This is a genomic window from Sulfurihydrogenibium sp. YO3AOP1, from assembly GCF_000020325.1.
Taxonomy (GTDB): Bacteria; Aquificota; Aquificia; order Aquificales; family Hydrogenothermaceae; genus Sulfurihydrogenibium.
In genome coordinates, this window is record NC_010730.1 from 1,719,550 (window position 1) to 1,737,180 (window position 17,631).

At 32.7% G+C, this 17,631-nt stretch carries 12 protein-coding genes; 4 read left to right on the plus strand and 8 right to left on the minus strand.

The features are described from left to right. Window positions 1–13: 13 nt before the first annotated feature. The 8 genes from rgy to SYO3AOP1_RS08540 all read right to left on the minus strand — a co-directional run bounded on the left by rgy (window position 14) and on the right by SYO3AOP1_RS08540 (window position 14,034). Window positions 14–3,448 (minus strand): reverse gyrase, encoded by a 3,435-nt coding sequence (rgy, locus tag SYO3AOP1_RS08505; protein ID WP_012460317.1) that lies wholly within the window; start codon window positions 3,446–3,448, stop codon window positions 14–16. A gap of 253 nt (window positions 3,449–3,701) precedes the next feature. Then, entirely contained in the window at window positions 3,702–4,076 is a 375-nt protein-coding gene (locus SYO3AOP1_RS08510) for a RidA family protein (RefSeq protein ID WP_012460318.1), read from the minus strand. Window position 4,077: 1 nt separating this feature from the next. Then, window positions 4,078–4,797 carry a 1-(5-phosphoribosyl)-5-[(5-phosphoribosylamino)methylideneamino]imidazole-4-carboxamide isomerase gene (gene hisA, locus SYO3AOP1_RS08515; RefSeq protein ID WP_012460319.1) on the minus strand — a complete coding sequence of 240 codons (720 nt, stop codon included), beginning with the start codon at window positions 4,795–4,797 and terminating at the stop codon, window positions 4,078–4,080. 96 nt (window positions 4,798–4,893) lie between these two features. Continuing rightward, window positions 4,894–5,379 carry a hypothetical protein gene (locus SYO3AOP1_RS08520; RefSeq protein ID WP_012460320.1) on the minus strand — a complete coding sequence of 162 codons (486 nt, stop codon included), beginning with the start codon at window positions 5,377–5,379 and terminating at the stop codon, window positions 4,894–4,896. Next, window positions 5,376–6,104 carry a FliA/WhiG family RNA polymerase sigma factor gene (locus tag SYO3AOP1_RS08525; protein ID WP_012460321.1) on the minus strand — a complete coding sequence of 243 codons (729 nt, stop codon included), beginning with the start codon at window positions 6,102–6,104 and terminating at the stop codon, window positions 5,376–5,378. The genes SYO3AOP1_RS08520 and SYO3AOP1_RS08525 overlap by 4 nt, the downstream gene beginning before the upstream one ends. Window positions 6,105–6,227: 123 nt before the next feature. Beyond that, window positions 6,228–6,593, minus strand: coding sequence for a holo-ACP synthase (acpS, locus tag SYO3AOP1_RS08530; RefSeq protein WP_012460322.1), 366 nt, complete (start codon window positions 6,591–6,593; stop codon window positions 6,228–6,230). Between the two features lie 279 nt (window positions 6,594–6,872). Next, window positions 6,873–10,502 (minus strand): Eco57I restriction-modification methylase domain-containing protein, encoded by a 3,630-nt coding sequence (locus SYO3AOP1_RS08535; protein WP_012460323.1) that lies wholly within the window; start codon window positions 10,500–10,502, stop codon window positions 6,873–6,875. Window positions 10,503–10,704: 202 nt separating this feature from the next. Then, window positions 10,705–14,034: a helicase-related protein gene (locus tag SYO3AOP1_RS08540; RefSeq protein WP_012460324.1), complete on the minus strand. Its 3,330-nt coding sequence runs from the start codon at window positions 14,032–14,034 to the stop codon at window positions 10,705–10,707. 581 nt (window positions 14,035–14,615) lie between these two features. On the opposite strand from SYO3AOP1_RS08540, the gene fabG reads away from it, so the two are divergent. Genes fabG through rnc form a run of 4 tightly spaced genes read left to right on the plus strand, consistent with a single transcriptional unit; the run spans window position 14,616 to window position 17,628 of the window. After that, window positions 14,616–15,356, plus strand: a complete 741-nt coding sequence (fabG, locus tag SYO3AOP1_RS08545; RefSeq protein ID WP_012460325.1) for a 3-oxoacyl-[acyl-carrier-protein] reductase — start codon at window positions 14,616–14,618, stop codon at window positions 15,354–15,356. A gap of 28 nt (window positions 15,357–15,384) precedes the next feature. After that, on the plus strand, window positions 15,385–15,618 hold the full coding sequence (gene acpP / locus SYO3AOP1_RS08550; RefSeq protein ID WP_012460326.1) for an acyl carrier protein: 234 nt from the start codon (window positions 15,385–15,387) through the stop codon (window positions 15,616–15,618). A 5-nt stretch (window positions 15,619–15,623) separates the two neighbouring features. Next, entirely contained in the window at window positions 15,624–16,868 is a 1,245-nt protein-coding gene (fabF, locus tag SYO3AOP1_RS08555) for a beta-ketoacyl-ACP synthase II (protein ID WP_012460327.1), read from the plus strand. A 10-nt stretch (window positions 16,869–16,878) separates the two neighbouring features. Next, window positions 16,879–17,628: a ribonuclease III gene (gene rnc / locus SYO3AOP1_RS08560; RefSeq protein WP_012460328.1), complete on the plus strand. Its 750-nt coding sequence runs from the start codon at window positions 16,879–16,881 to the stop codon at window positions 17,626–17,628. The last annotated feature ends 3 nt before the right edge of the window (window positions 17,629–17,631 follow it).

A 17,631-nucleotide genomic window follows, 5' to 3' on the forward strand; every position in this document is an offset into this window, starting at 1 on the left:
ACAATCTAACGTATCAGTTATCACGTCTTATTTTAATTTTTTCAAACAATTCAAAAAGTATAGCTTGATAATCTTTTTCGCCAATTTCTACCTCATCCATAAGCTCTTCTAATTTTCTTGTAAACTCCTCTGATAAAAACTCTCTTACATGCTTTAAGCTGTTTAAATACTGATAAACTTTTATACCCATAGAAGTTGGAAATAGTAAACCTTTCTTTTCTATTACATATTTTCTTTCAAGAAGTTTAGCAATGATTGTTGCATATGTGGAAGGTCTTCCGATGCCTCTTTCTTTCATTCTAAATACAAGTTCCCCATGGGTAAATGGAAATGCCTTTGGCATGATTTTAAATTGTTTATTATTACTTATATCAATTATTCCCTCTAAATCTGGATGAAGTTCGGCCGGTAATATTTTATTCCATCCATCTTGAATAATATCTGTATGTAAAACTTTTTCTAATTCAAATCCAAAGCCTTTTATGATTACATCTTTCGCTTTAAATTTAACAGCTCTCATTTGAGAAGCTATGAAACGTTTAAAGATAAGGTCGTAAAGCTTTATATGGTCAAAGGTTAAACCTTCGTACTGACCGCTTAAAATCATGGATTTTAGCTCTTCTGTTTCCATTGCTCTTGTTGGTCTTATACATTCATGAGCTCCACCTTCTCCCCAAACTCTCGCCTGGAAATAATCCTTTCCAAATGCTTCTTCTATATACTCTCTTGCTAAAGCTATACCAACATCAGAAACTCTTGTTGAATCTGTTCTATGGTATGTAATATATCCAAGCTCAAATAGGTCTTGTGCTAATTCCATTGTTTTTGGGAGTGAAAATCTGTATCTATCGCTCGCATCTTTTAGCATTGTGTCTGTTCTGTATGGTGGAAGAGGATTTTTATCTTCTTCTTTAACTTCCTTTACAATAATTTCAATGTTGTTTAAATTATTAAAGATATTTTCTGCATCTTGCTTGTTTTGATAGTCTATGTCCAATTCAAGCTTTTTACTGTCTTGCTGAAGTGTGATTGTTATTCTGTAAATTTTTTGCTTTCTTTCTTTTTCTCTTTCTATAATCCATCCAAGTACAGGTGTTTGAACTCTACCTGCCGAAAGCCAATTTTTACCAAAAGCTTTTTGCAGTAGCTGAGAGTATTCAAACCCAACCCATCTGTCCGCCACTCTTCTAACTATTTGTGCTTTTACTAAATTTTCATCAAAATCTCTTGGGTTTTTGATTGCATTAATGATTGCTTTTTTTGTTACTTCATGAAATTCCATTCTTTGAATATTTTTAACGTAAGGTTTTAAAAGTAGTTCAACATCCCATCCTATCTTTTCGCCTTCTGTGTCCGGGTCTGATGCAACGTATACTTCTAAACTCTCAAAGCTTACAGACCTGATGCTTTCTATGATTTCTTCCTTTCCTTCAATTGATTCATAAACTGGCACAATATGGTCTTTCACAAAAACTCCATAATATCCAAGCTCTTTATTAAGGTCGAGAATATGACCTAAGGAGGCAGTAATCATTAAGTATCTATCATCTATTGATGTCTCTAAGATTTCATGGTCGTTTACTCTTCTTCTTACAGCTTTTCCAAAGAAGTTTGCTATAGTTCTTGCTTTGTTTGGAGATTCTACTACTATTAAAACTGGCTTTAAGATGCTTTCTACTTTCTCAAACTTAATCTCACCTTTTAGTATCTTTCTTACCTTTTCTCTGTCTGAGTCTATCTCTTTAAGAATTTTGGCTAAATCAATTGACTTAAAATCTACAAATTCAATATCATCACTAAACCATCTGACTCTCTTTTGTAGATGATTAAAGGCTTTTTTATCGTCTATCAAAATTACTGATAATCCTTTCGTGATTCCACCGCTGTACATTCTGGAAGTTCTTCCGCTTGCTTGCAAGTATCCTGTTACATCAGATACAACAAGCTTATATCCATCTTCATCTTTTCTAAGGGTAACTTCGTTAGATTCTTTTAAAAGATTTATTATCTCTTCTGAGTTTAAAAACTGTCCTACTTCCAATCTTAGATTGTCTACTTTTTCTTTTAGATTTGGATTGTTTTGTAAAAATTCTTCTGTTAGATACTGATATTTTTTTAATTGAGTTATCCATTTATCAATTTGGATTGCATACTGTGGAAATTTTTTCAAAATGTATGCTCTTATAGAACTAAGTGCCCAAAGTAGATGACTTAGATTTGCTTCAAATTTTAATGATAGTACGATTTTTGGAACGCCATAAAAAATTGCATATCTGATTACATGAGGAAGGTCTATACCTCTTGCCAATGGGTTTCTGTAAGAAGAGATGCCAATCAAAACATCTATCTTTCCATTTTCGTATTTCTTTAAGATTTCGTCATCAATCTCTTCATAAGTAGCAGCCTTAACTCCTTTTTTTGTTAGATATTCTTTAACTTCTTCAACATATTCTTTCTTTTTGTCAGAAGGTATGAATACAAGTCCGCCTTTCCCAAGTTTTTTTATAAGTTCTGATAATTCGTGATTTTCTATATCATCGTAAGAATCTACGATGTTTCTCAAGTAAAATGTTGGAGTTCCTACTTCAAAGCCAAGAAGTTCTCTAAAAAGCTTTATTCTATTTGACTTTGGGTTTGAAGTTGCCGATGAAACTATTAGCACACCTTTTCTTTTTGCTTCTATCTTTCTAAGCTTTTCTGTAAGCTGGTTTATTTTGTTCCAATCTTCATCTGTCTTATTCTGCTTTGCTTTTAGTTTGATAACTTCTAACGCAAGGTTTATATCCTTCTCATCAAAGCCAAGTAAATAAAGTGCTTTGTCTATGTTTTTTGCGGTTTTTAAGAAGGAATCTACATCATCAACAAACACAAGAGAAAAATCTTTTGGAATCTTGTCATGATTTTTGTATAGAAACATAGAAGTTGTAATCAGTACAGAAAAATCTCCATCTTTAAGTCTTTCTAATTTGGCTTCTTTTTCTTTTTTGTTTTCTTCGCCAAAGAATAGGATTTGGTCTTCTTTTAGCTTGAATATCTGGGTAAGTTTTTTTACAGTTTGATTGACTAACAGCTTTGTTGGAAGGATTATGTAAGATTTTTTATTTTTTTGTGTTAAGTACGATGCAACTGATAGACCAAAAGAAGTTTTACCTATGCCGGTAGGGGCTAAAAGTGCAAAAGAGCAATTTAAAAAAAATCTTTTAGCCCAAGTTATCTGTAAGCTCCATGGATGAGAACCTATATGCTTGCTAAAAAAGTTTTGCCAATTACTAACTTCATCATCAATATCACATAATATTTTAAACTTTCCTTTTTTTAAAACATCACAAACTTCTTCTTTTGGCTCTTGTGGTAAACATCTATCACAAGGTAAGCCTTTGTATAATCTTTCTGACGTAATATCTCCGCCACAGTTAGGACAGAGGTTTTTAAAAATGCTTGCTATCATTATTTTCTACCTCTTTTGATCTGATTAAAATTTTTGTTTTGTGTATTAAATTATATACAAATCGTAAACTTTTAGGAAACAAAGATGGAAATAAAAGATTATTAAAAATAGGTAAGTAAAAGTAGTATAAAAGTGTTAATTGTTGGGGCGATTCACGGATCGCCCGTACATAACAGTTCATTAGACGAGCTTTGCGTATTTCATCTCAAATGGTAAAGATTAAATATCCCATGTATTATGTTAACGCTTCTTATTACAATCCGGCAATCATTTCTATCTCTACTAATGCATCTTTTGGAAGTCTGCTGACTTCTACCGTTGACCTTGCTGGTTTATGCTCAGTAAAGTATTGACCATATATTTCATTAACTTTTGCAAAATCGTTTAAATCTTTTAAATAGATCGTTGTTTTTATTACATGATTAAAGTTTAATCCTGCTTCTTCAAGAATTGCTTTTATATTTTCCATAATGACTTTTGTTTGTTCTGCGGCATCTTTGCCTACAAGTTCATTTGTTTTTGGGTCTATTGCAATTTGTCCTGATAAGAATATTAAGTTTTCATACTTAACAGCTTGAGAATATGGACCTATTGGTTTTGGTGCATTTTCTGTGTATATTGCTTGCATCTTAAATCTCCTTGAGATCTATTTTTCCTTCGTATATAGCTTTACCAACGACTACGCCAAAAATTCCAAACTCTCTTTTTTCATAAAGCTTTATCACATCTTCTAAACTGCCAACGCCACCTGATGCAATGACTGGATGTTTTAGATTTTTTGCAAGTTCAACTGTTGCTTCTACGTTTGCTCCTATCATTGATCCATCTCTGCTTACATCTGTAAATAAAAATCCAAATATATCTAAATCATCATATTTTTTAGCAAATTCTAATGGTGAAACTTCTGTTTTTTCTGTCCAGCCTTTAATGGCAACCTTTCCATCTTTTGCATCTATTCCAACAATTACTTTATTTGGAAAGCTTTCAACTATTTTATAAAACTCTTCTGGATTTTGATAAGCCAAGCTGCCAATTACAACTCTTTCAACGCCTAAATCTAAAACAGCTTTAACAGCTTCAAAACTTCTAAGCCCTCCACCAAATTCTATTGGAATATTAACAGACCTAACTATGCTCTCTAAGATTTTTATGTTTTTTGGCAGCCCTTCTAATGCACCGTCTAAATCTACAACGTGAATATGCTCAGCCCCTGCATCCTCAAAATATTTTGCCATATCAATAGGATTTTCGTTATAAACCTTTACTTTATCAAACTCACCTTTATAAAGCCTTACAACTTTTCCACCTTTTATATCAATAGCTGGAATGATAAACTCTTTTAATGTCATCAAATACTCCTTATTAAAAGTGAGAAAGTGAGTAAGTGGATAAGTGAGAGGTGGGTAAAGACTGGGAAGTATTTACACATCACACATCACACATTGCTAATTAAAATTTATGCTTTTTTCTGATGTTTTTGATAAATGTCCAAACAATAAAGACGCTTCTTTGATATTTTTAGCAATATCTACTGAAAAAGATTTTAGATTTTCTAAATCTTCTTTTAGATTTTCAAGCTCCATCATGCTTTGAGCTAAAAAGTCTATTATATCTTTCTCATAAATTGTAAAATTCTCCGGAAATAATGGAGTATGGACTTCTAAAGACGGGATTGTAAAAATGATCCACGCAAGGGCACTAAGGGCTATATTACAAACGTCATCAGCTTTTTCTTTACTTTCTATTTCCGGGATTTTATTAACGATTTCTGAAATTTTATTTAGAGTCTCTGCAAAGTTGTTTAAAATAAATATTGAATCTTCCAATGATATAATACTACCTTCTTTTACTATCTTATCTATCTTCTTTTGCCCAAAGTAGATAAAAGATTCAACATCGTATATCATCAAATCAATTTTGTCTCTTATCATCTTCCTCCTACATATTTCTCAATCAACTTCCTAATTTTTAACATAATTTTTGTATGAAGTTGTGAAACCCTTGATTCTGTACAGCCCAAAATTTCTGCGATCTCTTTCATGTTTAAGTCTTCATAATAGTAAAGCGTAACTATCAATTTTTCTCTTTCATCAAGCTTATTCATTATTATATCAGAAAGAATTTCTTTAAGTTGTTTTTCTTCTACATACTTTTCCGGTGTATCGTCATTTGTTGAAATAACTTCCCAAAGGTGCAAGCTTTCATCGTCATCTTTACTAACATCAGAATCTAAGGATATTAGAATTTTATTAACTGCTTTTTCTGCATATATCATATACTCTTCAAGGCTCATACCGAGATATTCTGCTATCTCTTCTGGCTTTGCTTCTCTTCCTAATTTTGTTTCAAGTTCTACGATTTTGTTTTCAAGATTTTTTACTTTATTTCTTATGTTTCTTGGTATCCAATCAAGCTGTCTAAGATGGTCGAGGATATATCCTCTTACTCTGATTTCTGCATAGGTTGAGAATTTTACTCCTTTTGCTGGGTCAAACTTTTCAAGAGCATCATATAGCCCTAATACTCCAACTTGAAAAAGGTCTTCTTCGTCTACTATTGGCGGTAAATTTTGATGTTTTAATGCTTTTACTATGTAATTTATTTTAGGTAGGAATTCTTTAATTATGTTTGTTTTTTCCTCTTTTCTTAGTTGCATCGTATTCCTCCCGTAATTAGTATTTTTTCACTAATTTTTTACTTTATAAAAATATAAGCAAAATCTATGCCAATCATTATATGCTGTAATTTAAGATGTAGTAGAAAAAGAGTGCAGTTAAAATTATGCAGTGTATATGATTACTGTAGCGATTGAGTATTTTTTTTCGTGAGATAGAGAGAGTTTTATCTTGAAATTGTAAGGGTTTTCTATGTTATGCAGTAAAATTTCTGCAGGTTGGTTTTTGTGTCCTAAGATTTCTATTTGTTTAAATGTAAGTATTTCTTTAAAGGCTTGGTAGTATGCTTTAATGGTTGCTTCTTTTGCAGCAAATCTTGCAGAAAGGCATTGTATGTATTCTTTTTTATTAAGGCAGTATTCTATTTCTCTTTGTGTATAAATCCTTGTTAGGAATTTATCTTTGTATTTTTCATAGGCTTGTTGTATTCTTTTGTTTTCTACTATATCGGTTCCTATGTATATTTCCATTAGTTAGGCTTCTCCTGTTTTTACGAATTTTCTATAATCTTTATACGTCGGATGAGAAATTCAATAAAAGTAGGAGATTCTTCGTCGGCTCCAGAATGACAGAGTAGGAGTATAAAGGCGGAGATTCTTCGCTTATGCTCAGAATGACAGATTAAGGTGGCTTTGTCATCCTGAGGCTGTAAGCCGAAGGATCTCTTTCCTTGCATTACCATACCCGTCATCCTGAGGACATAAATCCGAAGGATCTCCTTTTTAAATTCTATGAAAATCCCTAATTTCTCACCTAAAGTATGCATTTTCTATAATCTTTATTTCTTCTTCTGTTAGGCTGTAAAGCTGATATACAAGCTGGTCTATCTCATGCTCAAGATTTTTTACATGCTGTTGTTTTTCTTGGTTTGTGTCATAATCTTCAGATTGGGTAAGGGTTAGGATTTGGTCTACTTTTTGGACTATTTGGTCTGCTATGGGTTGGTTTTCTTTTGTGATTGGGGGAAGAGGAAATCTTCCTATGAATTCCCCTTTAATTTCGCCTTCTATTCCTCCTCCCATATAGAATTTGTAAAAAGCAAATTCAAAAAATTCGGAATTGAAAATACCCAAGAGATACTTACGAATATCGGAGGTATCTTCATTTGTTGTTATAAAGTGAGTTGTTGCTTCACAATAATATCCCGAAGGAACTATTGCAAACTTAGGAGATTTAGTTATTCTCTTCCACACTATCTTTTCTTTTTCAAATTCTGGGTAGTAATCGCAAGGTCTTAACTCCCACCAGTAATCACCTTGATCGTCTCGTTTAAAAAGCCCCTTACCTTTGTTTTTTACGTTAGAAAAGCTCATAAAATGATTGTATAAAGATGAAAAACTCTCTTTAAAAAACTCCTCTGGATTTTTTCTTCCTCTATGCTTGTTAGTCCAACCAGCAGGTATAACTATAATCCACAATCCAGCCCATTTATACCTGTATTTCTCAATATCTCTACCTCTTAAAACTGGCTTAATAATTTCCTCTGTTCTCTTTCTCTCTTCTTCATCCCTACAACTTGCCAAAATCCTGTTTCGTGTTTCCGTATCTATGATAAAAGCATCGTTGTAGCCTGTTTTAATCCCAAAATAAATCTTTACGTCCCACTCTTTTAGAGGTTTTCCTACTTTTCCAATTTTTTCTTTTAAACTCAAAACACTTTCATCTCCAAGCGTCCAAGCATTATTAGAAAGCTTACTTTGATACATCGTTTGCCATGTTCTAAGCTCTTGCCATGTATCTACCTGAGACCAACTATCTAAATACTCAACTCCTTTCCCAGTAGCTTGCTCAATCAACTTTGATTTGCCTTGTCTCAAATACTCATCAATATCTTCAATATCACCTTTAACCTCTAAAAACCTAAAAATATGCTCCTTGCTTGTCTTTTCCTTTCTAAAAATCAAAATATTAGTATCTACCGTTTGCTCAAAAACTTTATAACCACTAAAATCTATAATCTCTAAAATAGCTGTCTTTTCTTTTAAAAACTTTCTTAACTTCTCTCCATACTTAGCTCTCATCCATTTGTTGCTTGTTATGTATGCTAAAATTCCTTGCTCTTTTAACAAATGATAGCCTTTTTCATAGAAATAAACATAAAGGTCTGCTGTTGATGTAAAGACTTCGTAGTTTTGTTTTTGTAAAATTGGCTTAATTGGTTTTATCTTTTCCTGTCTTACATACGGCGGATTACCAATCACAATATCAAAGCTATCAACTACTCCAAACATCCACTCTGGGTCAAACCAATCAGCAGATGCATTTTGGTCAAAAATATCAAAATTAGCTATCTTTTCAGCTACTTTATCATTCCAACCATCGCCAATCAAAGCATTCTTTAACTTCTCTCTCAGCTCTTTATCTTTATTCTGTAATTGAATCTTTTCAGCCCTTGACTTAATTCTAAAATATCTATGTCTTAAAAACTTCAGCTCTTGCTCTAACTTTTCAATCTCCGGATTTCTTAAAGATTTTTGAGCAGGTTTTTCCAGTCCAATCAAAGCATTTGCAGAAATAAACTTGGTCTCAAGATTTGGCAAGGTTAAAATTCCAAAGTTTGGTTTACTTCTATCTACTTTCTGGTCTAATATCAAAGATATAAAAAATCTTAGCTTGCTAATCTGTATAGCTATTGGCTGTATATCTACTCCATATATACAGTTTTCTATCAAATAAAGCTTTCTTGCATAGTCTGGATAGTTTATGCTTTCGTCAAAGTTTTCATTGATTTCTTCTAACAGCTTTTCTCTTTCTTGCTTATCTTTTTCTGATCTAAATACCGCATCTGCTTCCTTGGATGTTCTCTCTAATTGAATATCTTTCCAAATTTCATTAGACGGGTCAAGCTTTTGAAGTAAAAATACAAGCTTATGAAGAATGCCCATCGGAAAGGCACCGGAGCCACAGGCAGGGTCTATTATCTTTATCTGGTCTATTGCTTGAATTAGTTTTTTTCTTAAATCATCTGAAATGTTTGGTTCTTTATCAGAATAAGAGAATAGGTCATCAAAAATATTTTCTGCTTCTGGCACTTTTGTTTTTAGATACTCTCTTAAGCTCTCTTCTACCATGTAATCTACTATCTCTCTTGGCGTGTAGTAGCTGCCTGTTGCCTTTCTTGCTGTTGTATTAGTTTCTGGATTATAGCTTGCAAGAAGATTTTCAAATACTTTTCCAAGCAGCTCTGGGTCAAGGGCTATCTCTTGGTCTATCGGCGTTGCTTCATCTGTTGTAAAGTTATAGCTTTTTAAGATATCAATAAGTCCTCTAACCTTTGCATTTTTGCCTAAACCATACTTGGATAAATCAACTGTTTTTTCTTCTTGGCTAAAAAACAATTCATCACTGATTTTAGCCTGCTTCTTTTCATTTCTTGAAAATCCGTCTATATAAATTTTGTCTTTATCCAAACAGTCAAAAAGTCCACCATTTATAAATGGAATATTTTTAAACAGCTCTGAAATTACTTCTTCTTTACTTATCAAAAACTTATTTTCATACCTGTATAAGCTTTTTACTCCAAAATCTTTTTTGTTTGCAGGAAAGCCTTTATCTTCTGCCCAACCTCTTTCTTTAATAGGTCTATTCAAAGTTGCAAAAAATAGATTCTGCAAAATTGCATTGTAATAGTTATCACCTTTGCCAAAGTCTTTGACTATGTTTTTTAGCTCTTTTTCATCAAATAACTTATTTGGCACTAAACCTTTTTCTTTTAAAAACCATATAAACATTAATCTTGTTAAAAGTCTGATTAAGCTTTGGGCGTTTCTGATTTCTCTGTCTTTTTCCGGGTCATCAGAGTATTTATAATCATCAGGAAATTTAACTTTATCTAGTGCATAGTAATACCAGTTTTGAAGATCATTGTAAAAATCTCTTGTGATAGGTTGGGCGCTGAAAGCTTGCTTTATAGAGTCTAAATCTGTAAAATCACAATCTTTAAGCTGATTTATAAACGTTTTGTTTGGTAAATTTGGACTTACGTAAAATGTAAATCTTTTGTAGTGGCTATACTTTGCCTTTGTGCCATGGGTAGTCTTAAACACAAAAGAAAGTCTAAAGTTTTTATTATCATCATAAAATACAAATAGTCCATAAAACTTTTGATATCTTTCTAAAAGTCTTTTAGCAATATCAAACTGATTTTTCTTACTTGTCCTTTCTGTAAGGTTGTTAATCTTAATAGCAAAAACTACTAAATCTGCATCTTGCTTTAATCTAATGTATCCAATTTCTTTTATGTCTAATATGTTATATTTTTCTTCAATATCTTGAGTGTAATGAGCTGGGCTTATATCAACAGTAAATCCTTTGTCTAATAAGTATCTTTCTAAATTTTCAAGTGAAAAATCCTTTGCAAGGTCTGAAAGCTTATCCATCGGCTGACTTTCTCAATTTTTTAATTCAATGCAGGATATTATAGCATTTAAATATACGTTTGGTGAGAAAATCAATAAAAAACAAGAGATTCTTCGCTTCGCTCAGAATGACACCATTAGGTCGTTCTTTGTCATCCTGAGGCCGAAGGATCTCATCTGGTGGCATTCTACAAATCGGCGAAAAATCTCCACCTTTCACCTTCTACATCTCATCTGTAAACTTCTGATTTTCTACTGCCATAATAACTTCTTGATTTTCTAAATCTAACAATTTTAACTGACTTTCTACTCTCTCTATAAAATCTTCTCCAATCTCTTTTTTAATCTCTTCTAACTCTTTTTTTACTTTTTCTATGTTATCAAGATGCTTTTCAATCTTGATTATTCTTTGCAAGATATACTCTGAAAGGCTTGAATACTCCTCAATATCTTTAATTAAAGCTAAAACAAAGGACCTTAACTCTCCAATGTCTCTATTTTTCAAATCGTTTAATAGGTTAAAAGCTTTTTCTTCTGTGGCTCTTGGTTTAGGTTTTCTTTTTATGTATGCTTTTTTATCAAAAACCATTTTGTAATTAGTCCAAAAATCCTTTGATATCTTTAATCTTTCTGTCTCCGGAGTAGCTTTTATCTTCTCATAAACTTCTTCAAAGCTTACTGTTTTTGGTTGTCTTTCTGCATAATCTTTATAGCCTACAAATAAGTCTTTGCCTTTTCTTATAAAGACCATAAGCTCGTTTTTGTCAGACTGCTTAGCGGTTTTTACTCTATGAGGCATGTTTTGTATTTCTTTTATAACCTCCGGATAGCTTTCTTCTATCTGACTAAGCTCATCTCTAACTTTTGTAAAGAAGCTTTCTTCTTCATCTTCTCTGTATTCGTTTAATCTCTTGTAGAGTTTTGATGCTTCTGGCTCTTCTGATGGGTCAAAGATTTTAGCATCTTCTCCAAGTATGCTATGAATCATAAACATCTTTGTTTGGGCTATCTGTCTTGACCTTACTATATCGGCTCCTTGTTCTGTTGGGAAGAAGTTTACTATGTATATCTCATCATATACTTTTTTGCCTATCCTGTTTATTCTTCCAACTCTTTGTATAACTCTAACAGGATTCCACGGTATATCGTAGTTTATAACCGCTCCTGCTCTGTTTAGGTTGTATCCTTCAGAAAGTTTATCCGTCGTAAGCAGGATTTTATATTTATCTTCTTGATGTTTATACTGTGCATCAAAATTTTTTGCTATCTCTTCAAAGGTTGTTTTTCCTATGCTTCCATAGGCTACTAAGACTTTATTTTTAAAATGTTTTTTAAGTATTTCATCTAAATGTTTTGCAGTATCTGTATATTCTGTAAATATGACAACTTTTCTACCTTCTTTTAAAAACTTTTCAACACCTTCTACAAGCTCATCTACCTTTGGGTCGTTTTGCGTAAGTTTTAATTCTTCCATCTTCTGTAAAAACTCATCAAACAGCTTTATGTCGTTTTGTATGTCTTTTATAAATTTGTCTTTTTGTTTAAACTTACTTAAGTCGTAAACTTTGTAATATTCAGCGTTTGTCTTTTGCTCTTTTAAATTTTGCTCATATTTTTCAAGCTCTTTTAAAATCTCATCCGGGTCTTTTTCTGTTAAATCTTCCATTAGTTTTCTATCAAGGATAAACTTATTTGTTTTTTCAATAAAATCTAAAGCTGTTTCATGAATGCTTTTAAATCTTTTTATACTTTCATAGAATGAGCCAAAGCTACTTTCAAATCTTTTAACTAAAAGCCTTCTCATAAAGTCATAAAGGTTTCTTTGATATGTAAGTAGAAAGCTTTCTTCTTCTTTTAACTTTGGCTCATCGTCATCTTTAATGCCTTTTTCATATTTAATTGGAATATAGATTGCACCTTTGAACCTTCCTCCCAGCTCTTCCTCTTTAAAAGCTGATATTACTTCATCATAAAATTCTGACTGCTCTTTTGTAAGCTTATAGAACCACTCTATTGGGTCTTTAACTTCTGGCAGGTCAATCTTTTCTTTGTAATGCTTTAAATCAAGCCTATTTCTCCTTATTACTACCGGTTCAAGTATTGACCTTATATGTCTTGCTAATTCCTTAGTCTCTGTTTTTACTTTGTCTATTTCTACCACTACATTATTTTTACCAAAAATTTCTTTATAGTAGTTTAAAGCTCTTTCTCTTTTTTTCTTGTTTGGAGAGCCATGATGGTTTTTTATGTAAGAAAGTTTATTAAAAAGGTTTTCGTACTCTTCAAATTTAGATTTAAGGTCTTCGTCAAATACAATGGTTGATTTTTTTGGTATGGTAAAGAGTTTTAAAAGTGCGAAAATGTCAGAAGGTCTGTTGTTAAAAGGTGTTGCTGTTAGAAGTAGTACTGTTTTCCCTCTGCATATCTCTTTAAGATAATGATAGCTAAGAGTATTTTCATTCCTAAATCTGTGTGCTTCGTCAACTATTACAACTTCTATGCTATCATGCTCTCTGACAAACTCTAAGGCTTTATCTAACTTTCCAACGGAGAAAGTTTCCCAGCCATACAGCTCAAAATCTTCTAAATACTTTTTCCATCCTGTAGATTTGTCATCAGGTCCAATAAGATGAGGTGGTGCTATGGCTATACCTCTTTTTCCTAATGCCTTTGCTACCATGCATGCAACAACGGTTTTTCCAAGACCTACAACATCGGCTAAAATCGTTCCACCGTGAGATTTACAGTTTGCAATAGCCTGAGAAACAGCTTCTATCTGATAAGAGTATGTTTTATAACCTCTTTTCGTCATAAGGTCTATAAGGTCTTTATTTATGTCTTTTGTCTTATGAGTATCAATGTATGTTTTTAGTAGATAAACATAAGCTGAAAATGGGTCTACATCTTTTAACCCAGTCTCATTTCTAATAGTATTAATTAACTTTTTCACATCATCTTCTGACAATGCTATTGAATCTTTCCATAAATCATCAAAATACTTTTCTGCTTCTTCAAATCCATAGTCTTTTATCTCAACGTTAAACTCATTTTGGATTACAAGTCCTGCTCTTGTTAGGTTGCTGCTACCTGTTATAAAAAGATGTGGTGCTGATATTTCTTTTGTTTTAAATAGATAAAGCTTTGAATGATTCGGCTCCCTAGTCTTTCTTATGACTATTATTTTTTCTTCTAAAAGTTTTACAAAAAAATTAACTTGCTCGTGTATATCTTCATTATCTAGCTCTTGGCTTGTAAAAGCTATCTTTACAGAGTTTATTAAAGCTTGAAAATACTCGTCTTTACTTTTAAGCTTTGTTGCTACTTCATAGAGTCCATAGTTGTCTTTGTCTACACTTAATCCAACTAAGATTTTTATATGCTCCTGTGAAAGCTTGCCTTCGTCGTAGAGATTTTTTAAAGTTTCATAGAATTCTTTTATTCCTGAGAAATAAAAGAACCCAACGAGAAATTTTAGCTCTCTGCTGATTTCTATAAGTTCCTGCAGTCTTCTTTTAAGGTCTTTGTTTCCATGATTGGTTATAAATGTGCTCAAGGCTGGAAACCTCTTTATTATTTTCTAATTAATTTTTGTTGCTGCTAAGACTTGGTTATAATCACTAAATAATTGCTCGGTTTAATGTTTATTTTAATGTATTGTCAAACACTTATTATAATACAAAGAACTCTACTTTTGTAAGGGCAATTCATGAATTGTTCCTACTCTTACCTTGCCATCCTGAGGCTGTGAAGAATCTCATTTACATCCTAATTCTGTCATTCTGAGCGTCAGCGAAGAATCTCATTTTTCATCAATTTTTAAAAAAGAGATCCTTCGGACTTACGTCCTCAGGATGACAGGAAAAGGTTGAATGATAAACATTAAAGGAAGGATAACCTATTCCGTCATTCTACAGCCGGCGAAAAATCTCATGTTTTTGTTAAATTTCTCACCCGACGTATTAAAATTTTACATATATTATATACGGTTGAAAATTCAAAAGATGTTAGAAAGTGAGAAGTGACGAGTATTTTTAAAGTCTTTTACATGTCATCTATCACAACATTTCACAATATGACTAAAATTTTATCATTTTGTGGTAAAATATTAACAATTTTTTATTAAATGAGGTTAGAATGCTAAATTTTGCTGGTAAAAATGCACTTATAACAGGCTCTACAAGAGGTATTGGTAAAGCAATTGCAGTAGAATTTGCAAAGCTTGGAGCCAATGTAATCATTACTGGTAGAGATAGAAAATCAGCTGAAGTTTTAGCAAATAATATTGAAAAAGAATATAACGTTAAAGCATTTGGAATAGATTTAGATTTGGCCGGAGATGTTTCAAAAAGCTTCGAAGAGATAAACAGCTTTACACAAGGAAAAATTGATATACTTGTTAACAACGCAGGAATTACAAAAGATACACTTTTCATCAGAATGAAAGAAGAAGATTGGAACAGCGTTATCAATGTAAATCTAAACGGTACGTTTAAAATTACTCAACAAGTTGTAAAACTAATGATTAAACAAAGATACGGAAGGATTATAAATATAAGCTCTATTATTGGTTTTATTGGAAATATAGGACAGGCAAACTACGCAGCCACAAAAGCTGGATTGATAGGATTTACAAAATCCTTAGCAAAAGAACTTGCATCAAGAAATATTACCGTTAACGCAGTTGCCCCCGGCTTTATAGAAACTGATATGACCGCAGAGCTGCCGGAAGATATTAAAGCTCAGTATCTTAAACAGATACCTTTAAGCAGATTTGGAAAGCCAGAAGACGTTGCAAACGTTGTGTTATTTTTAGCATCTGATTTGGCAAGTTATATAACCGGTGAAATTATTCACGTAAACGGTGGAATGTATTAAAAAATTTTAAATATAGGAGGTAATAAAAATGTCAGTTGAGCAAAGAGTAAAAGAGATTATAGCAGACCAACTCGGTGTTGAGATGGAAAAAATCACACCTGAAGCAAGATTTGTAGATGATTTAGGGGCAGATTCCTTAGACGTAGTTGAGTTAATCATGGCTTTTGAAGAAGAGTTTGGCGTTGAAATACCCGATGAAGACGCTGAAAAAATTGCAACTGTTAAAGATGTTTTAGACTATATTAAATCAAAACAAGGGTAATAGATATGAGAAGAGTCGTCGTTACTGGTTTAGGGGCTGTAACACCAATAGGTAATAACGTAAAAGACTTTTGGTCAAATCTTGTTTCGGGCGTTAGCGGTATAGACGTAATCAAAAGATTTGACCCAGTTGCTATAGGATTACCTGTAATCATAGCCGGGGAAGTTAAAAATCTCAATCCAGAGCAGTTTTTAGATTCCAAGGAACTAAAAAGAATGAGTGATTTTGTTAAGTTTGCTGTAATAGCAGCAAAAGAAGCAATACAAGACTCTGGATTAGAACTTGACAAGATTGACTTAACAAAGGCTGGTGTTATAGTCGGAACCGGTATCGGCGGCTTGAGGGACATTGAAGAACAACAGAAGGTAGTAATGGAAAAAGGAGTAAGGAGAGTTTCTCCTTTCTTTATCCCTTCTGGAATCTCTAACATGGCAGCAGGCTATATATCCATAGAGTTTGGGTTTAAAGGTCCCAACTCTTGTGTTGTAACAGCATGTGCAACAGGAACACATTCCATTGGTGATGCATTTAAAATAATTCAAAGAGGCGATGCAGACATTATGATAGCAGGCGGAACAGAATCTGCTATTACACCACTTGGAATTGCTGGATTTGCTAACATGAAAGCTTTATCAACAAGAAACGATGAGCCTCAAAAAGCATCAAGACCATTTGATTTAGAAAGAGATGGCTTTGTAATGGGTGAAGGTGCCGGTATAGTGGTTTTAGAAGAGTTAGAACATGCAAAGAAAAGAGGAGCTAAAATTTATGCAGAAGTTGTAGGATATGGATTAACAGGTGATGCTTACCATATCACAGCTCCATGTGCCGATGCAGACGGTGCAAAAAGAGTTATAACAATGGCTCTAAACGATGCAAGAATCAACCCAGATGAGGTTGATTATATTAATGCTCATGGAACATCTACTCCATTAAACGACAAAATAGAAACATTGGCGATAAAAGAAGTGTTTAAAGACCACGCATACAAACTAAAAGTTAGCTCAAATAAATCAATGATAGGACATCTTCTTGGTGCAGCAGGCGCAGTCGAAGCAGTTGCAACCGTTTTAACTATCAAAAATGGAATTATTCCACCAACAATAAACTACGAACATCCGGACCCTGAATGTGATTTAGATTATGTACCAAACAAAGCGATAGAATATTCTGTAAAAGTTGCAATATCTAACTCATTTGGATTCGGTGGAACCAATGCCTGCTTAGCATTTAAGGCTTTTGAAGATTAAATAAAATGGTATGGAAGAAAGAAATCTATCTGCTGATAATTACGAATCAGTCGGAGAGTTTAAAGATAAAGTAAAACAGCTTGAACAAATTATTGGATATACTTTTAAAGATAAATCCCTACTGCTAGCAGCTATAACTCATAGGTCTTTTGTAGCTGAATATCATAAAAAAATACCAGATTATGAAGTTTTAGAATTTCTTGGAGATGCGGTTATCTCTTTAATCATCAGTGAAATTCTCATTAAACAGTTTCCCCATGCAAGAGAAGGAGAACTTTCTCAGTATAGGTCTGCTATTGTAAGCGAAGCTTACTTGTCAAAATTGGCAAGAAATATATATTTTCAAGATTTCGTTTTGATAAGCAAAGGTGAAAAATCTCAAAAAGGAGCAGAGAGAGAATCGCTCCTTTGTGATGTGTTTGAAGCAGTTTTTGGAGCAATATATACAGACTGTCAGTATAATTTAGATATACCAAGAGAGATATTCAACAAAAATTTTAAAGAAATAGTCATAAATGACATACAGCAGGAAAATCTACCAAGAGATTATAAATCTCTATTACAGATAGAAACCCAAAGACTTTATGGTAAAATACCAACATACAAATTAATCTCATCAGAAGGTCCTGAGCACGATAAAACATTTACAGTAGAATGTCATGTTGAAGAGATAAAAACAACAGGAAAAGGAAAATCTAAGAAAGAAGCAGAGGCAAAGGCAGCAAAAGAAGCTTTTAAAAAACTAAAATCAGAAAGGTAAGCA

Bases quoted from the DNA above. Each gene is read 5' to 3' on its own strand.
- acpS (WP_012460322.1), bottom strand. From the start codon at position 6,593: ATGGAAATATACATAGGAACCGATATAGTAGAAAACAAAAGAATACAA.
- hisA (WP_012460319.1), bottom strand. From the start codon at position 4,797: ATGACATTAAAAGAGTTTATCATTCCAGCTATTGATATAAAAGGTGGA.
- SYO3AOP1_RS08535 (WP_012460323.1), bottom strand. From the start codon at position 10,502: ATGGATAAGCTTTCAGACCTTGCAAAGGATTTTTCACTTGAAAATTTA.
- SYO3AOP1_RS08510 (WP_012460318.1), bottom strand. From the start codon at position 4,076: ATGCAAGCAATATACACAGAAAATGCACCAAAACCAATAGGTCCATAT.
- SYO3AOP1_RS08520 (WP_012460320.1), bottom strand. From the start codon at position 5,379: ATGATAAGAGACAAAATTGATTTGATGATATACGATGTTGAATCTTTT.
- fabG (WP_012460325.1), top strand. From the start codon at position 14,616: ATGCTAAATTTTGCTGGTAAAAATGCACTTATAACAGGCTCTACAAGA.
- rnc (WP_012460328.1), top strand. From the start codon at position 16,879: ATGGAAGAAAGAAATCTATCTGCTGATAATTACGAATCAGTCGGAGAG.
- fabF (WP_012460327.1), top strand. From the start codon at position 15,624: ATGAGAAGAGTCGTCGTTACTGGTTTAGGGGCTGTAACACCAATAGGT.
- rgy (WP_012460317.1), bottom strand. From the start codon at position 3,448: ATGATAGCAAGCATTTTTAAAAACCTCTGTCCTAACTGTGGCGGAGAT.
- acpP (WP_012460326.1), top strand. From the start codon at position 15,385: ATGTCAGTTGAGCAAAGAGTAAAAGAGATTATAGCAGACCAACTCGGT.
- SYO3AOP1_RS08525 (WP_012460321.1), bottom strand. From the start codon at position 6,104: ATGCAACTAAGAAAAGAGGAAAAAACAAACATAATTAAAGAATTCCTA.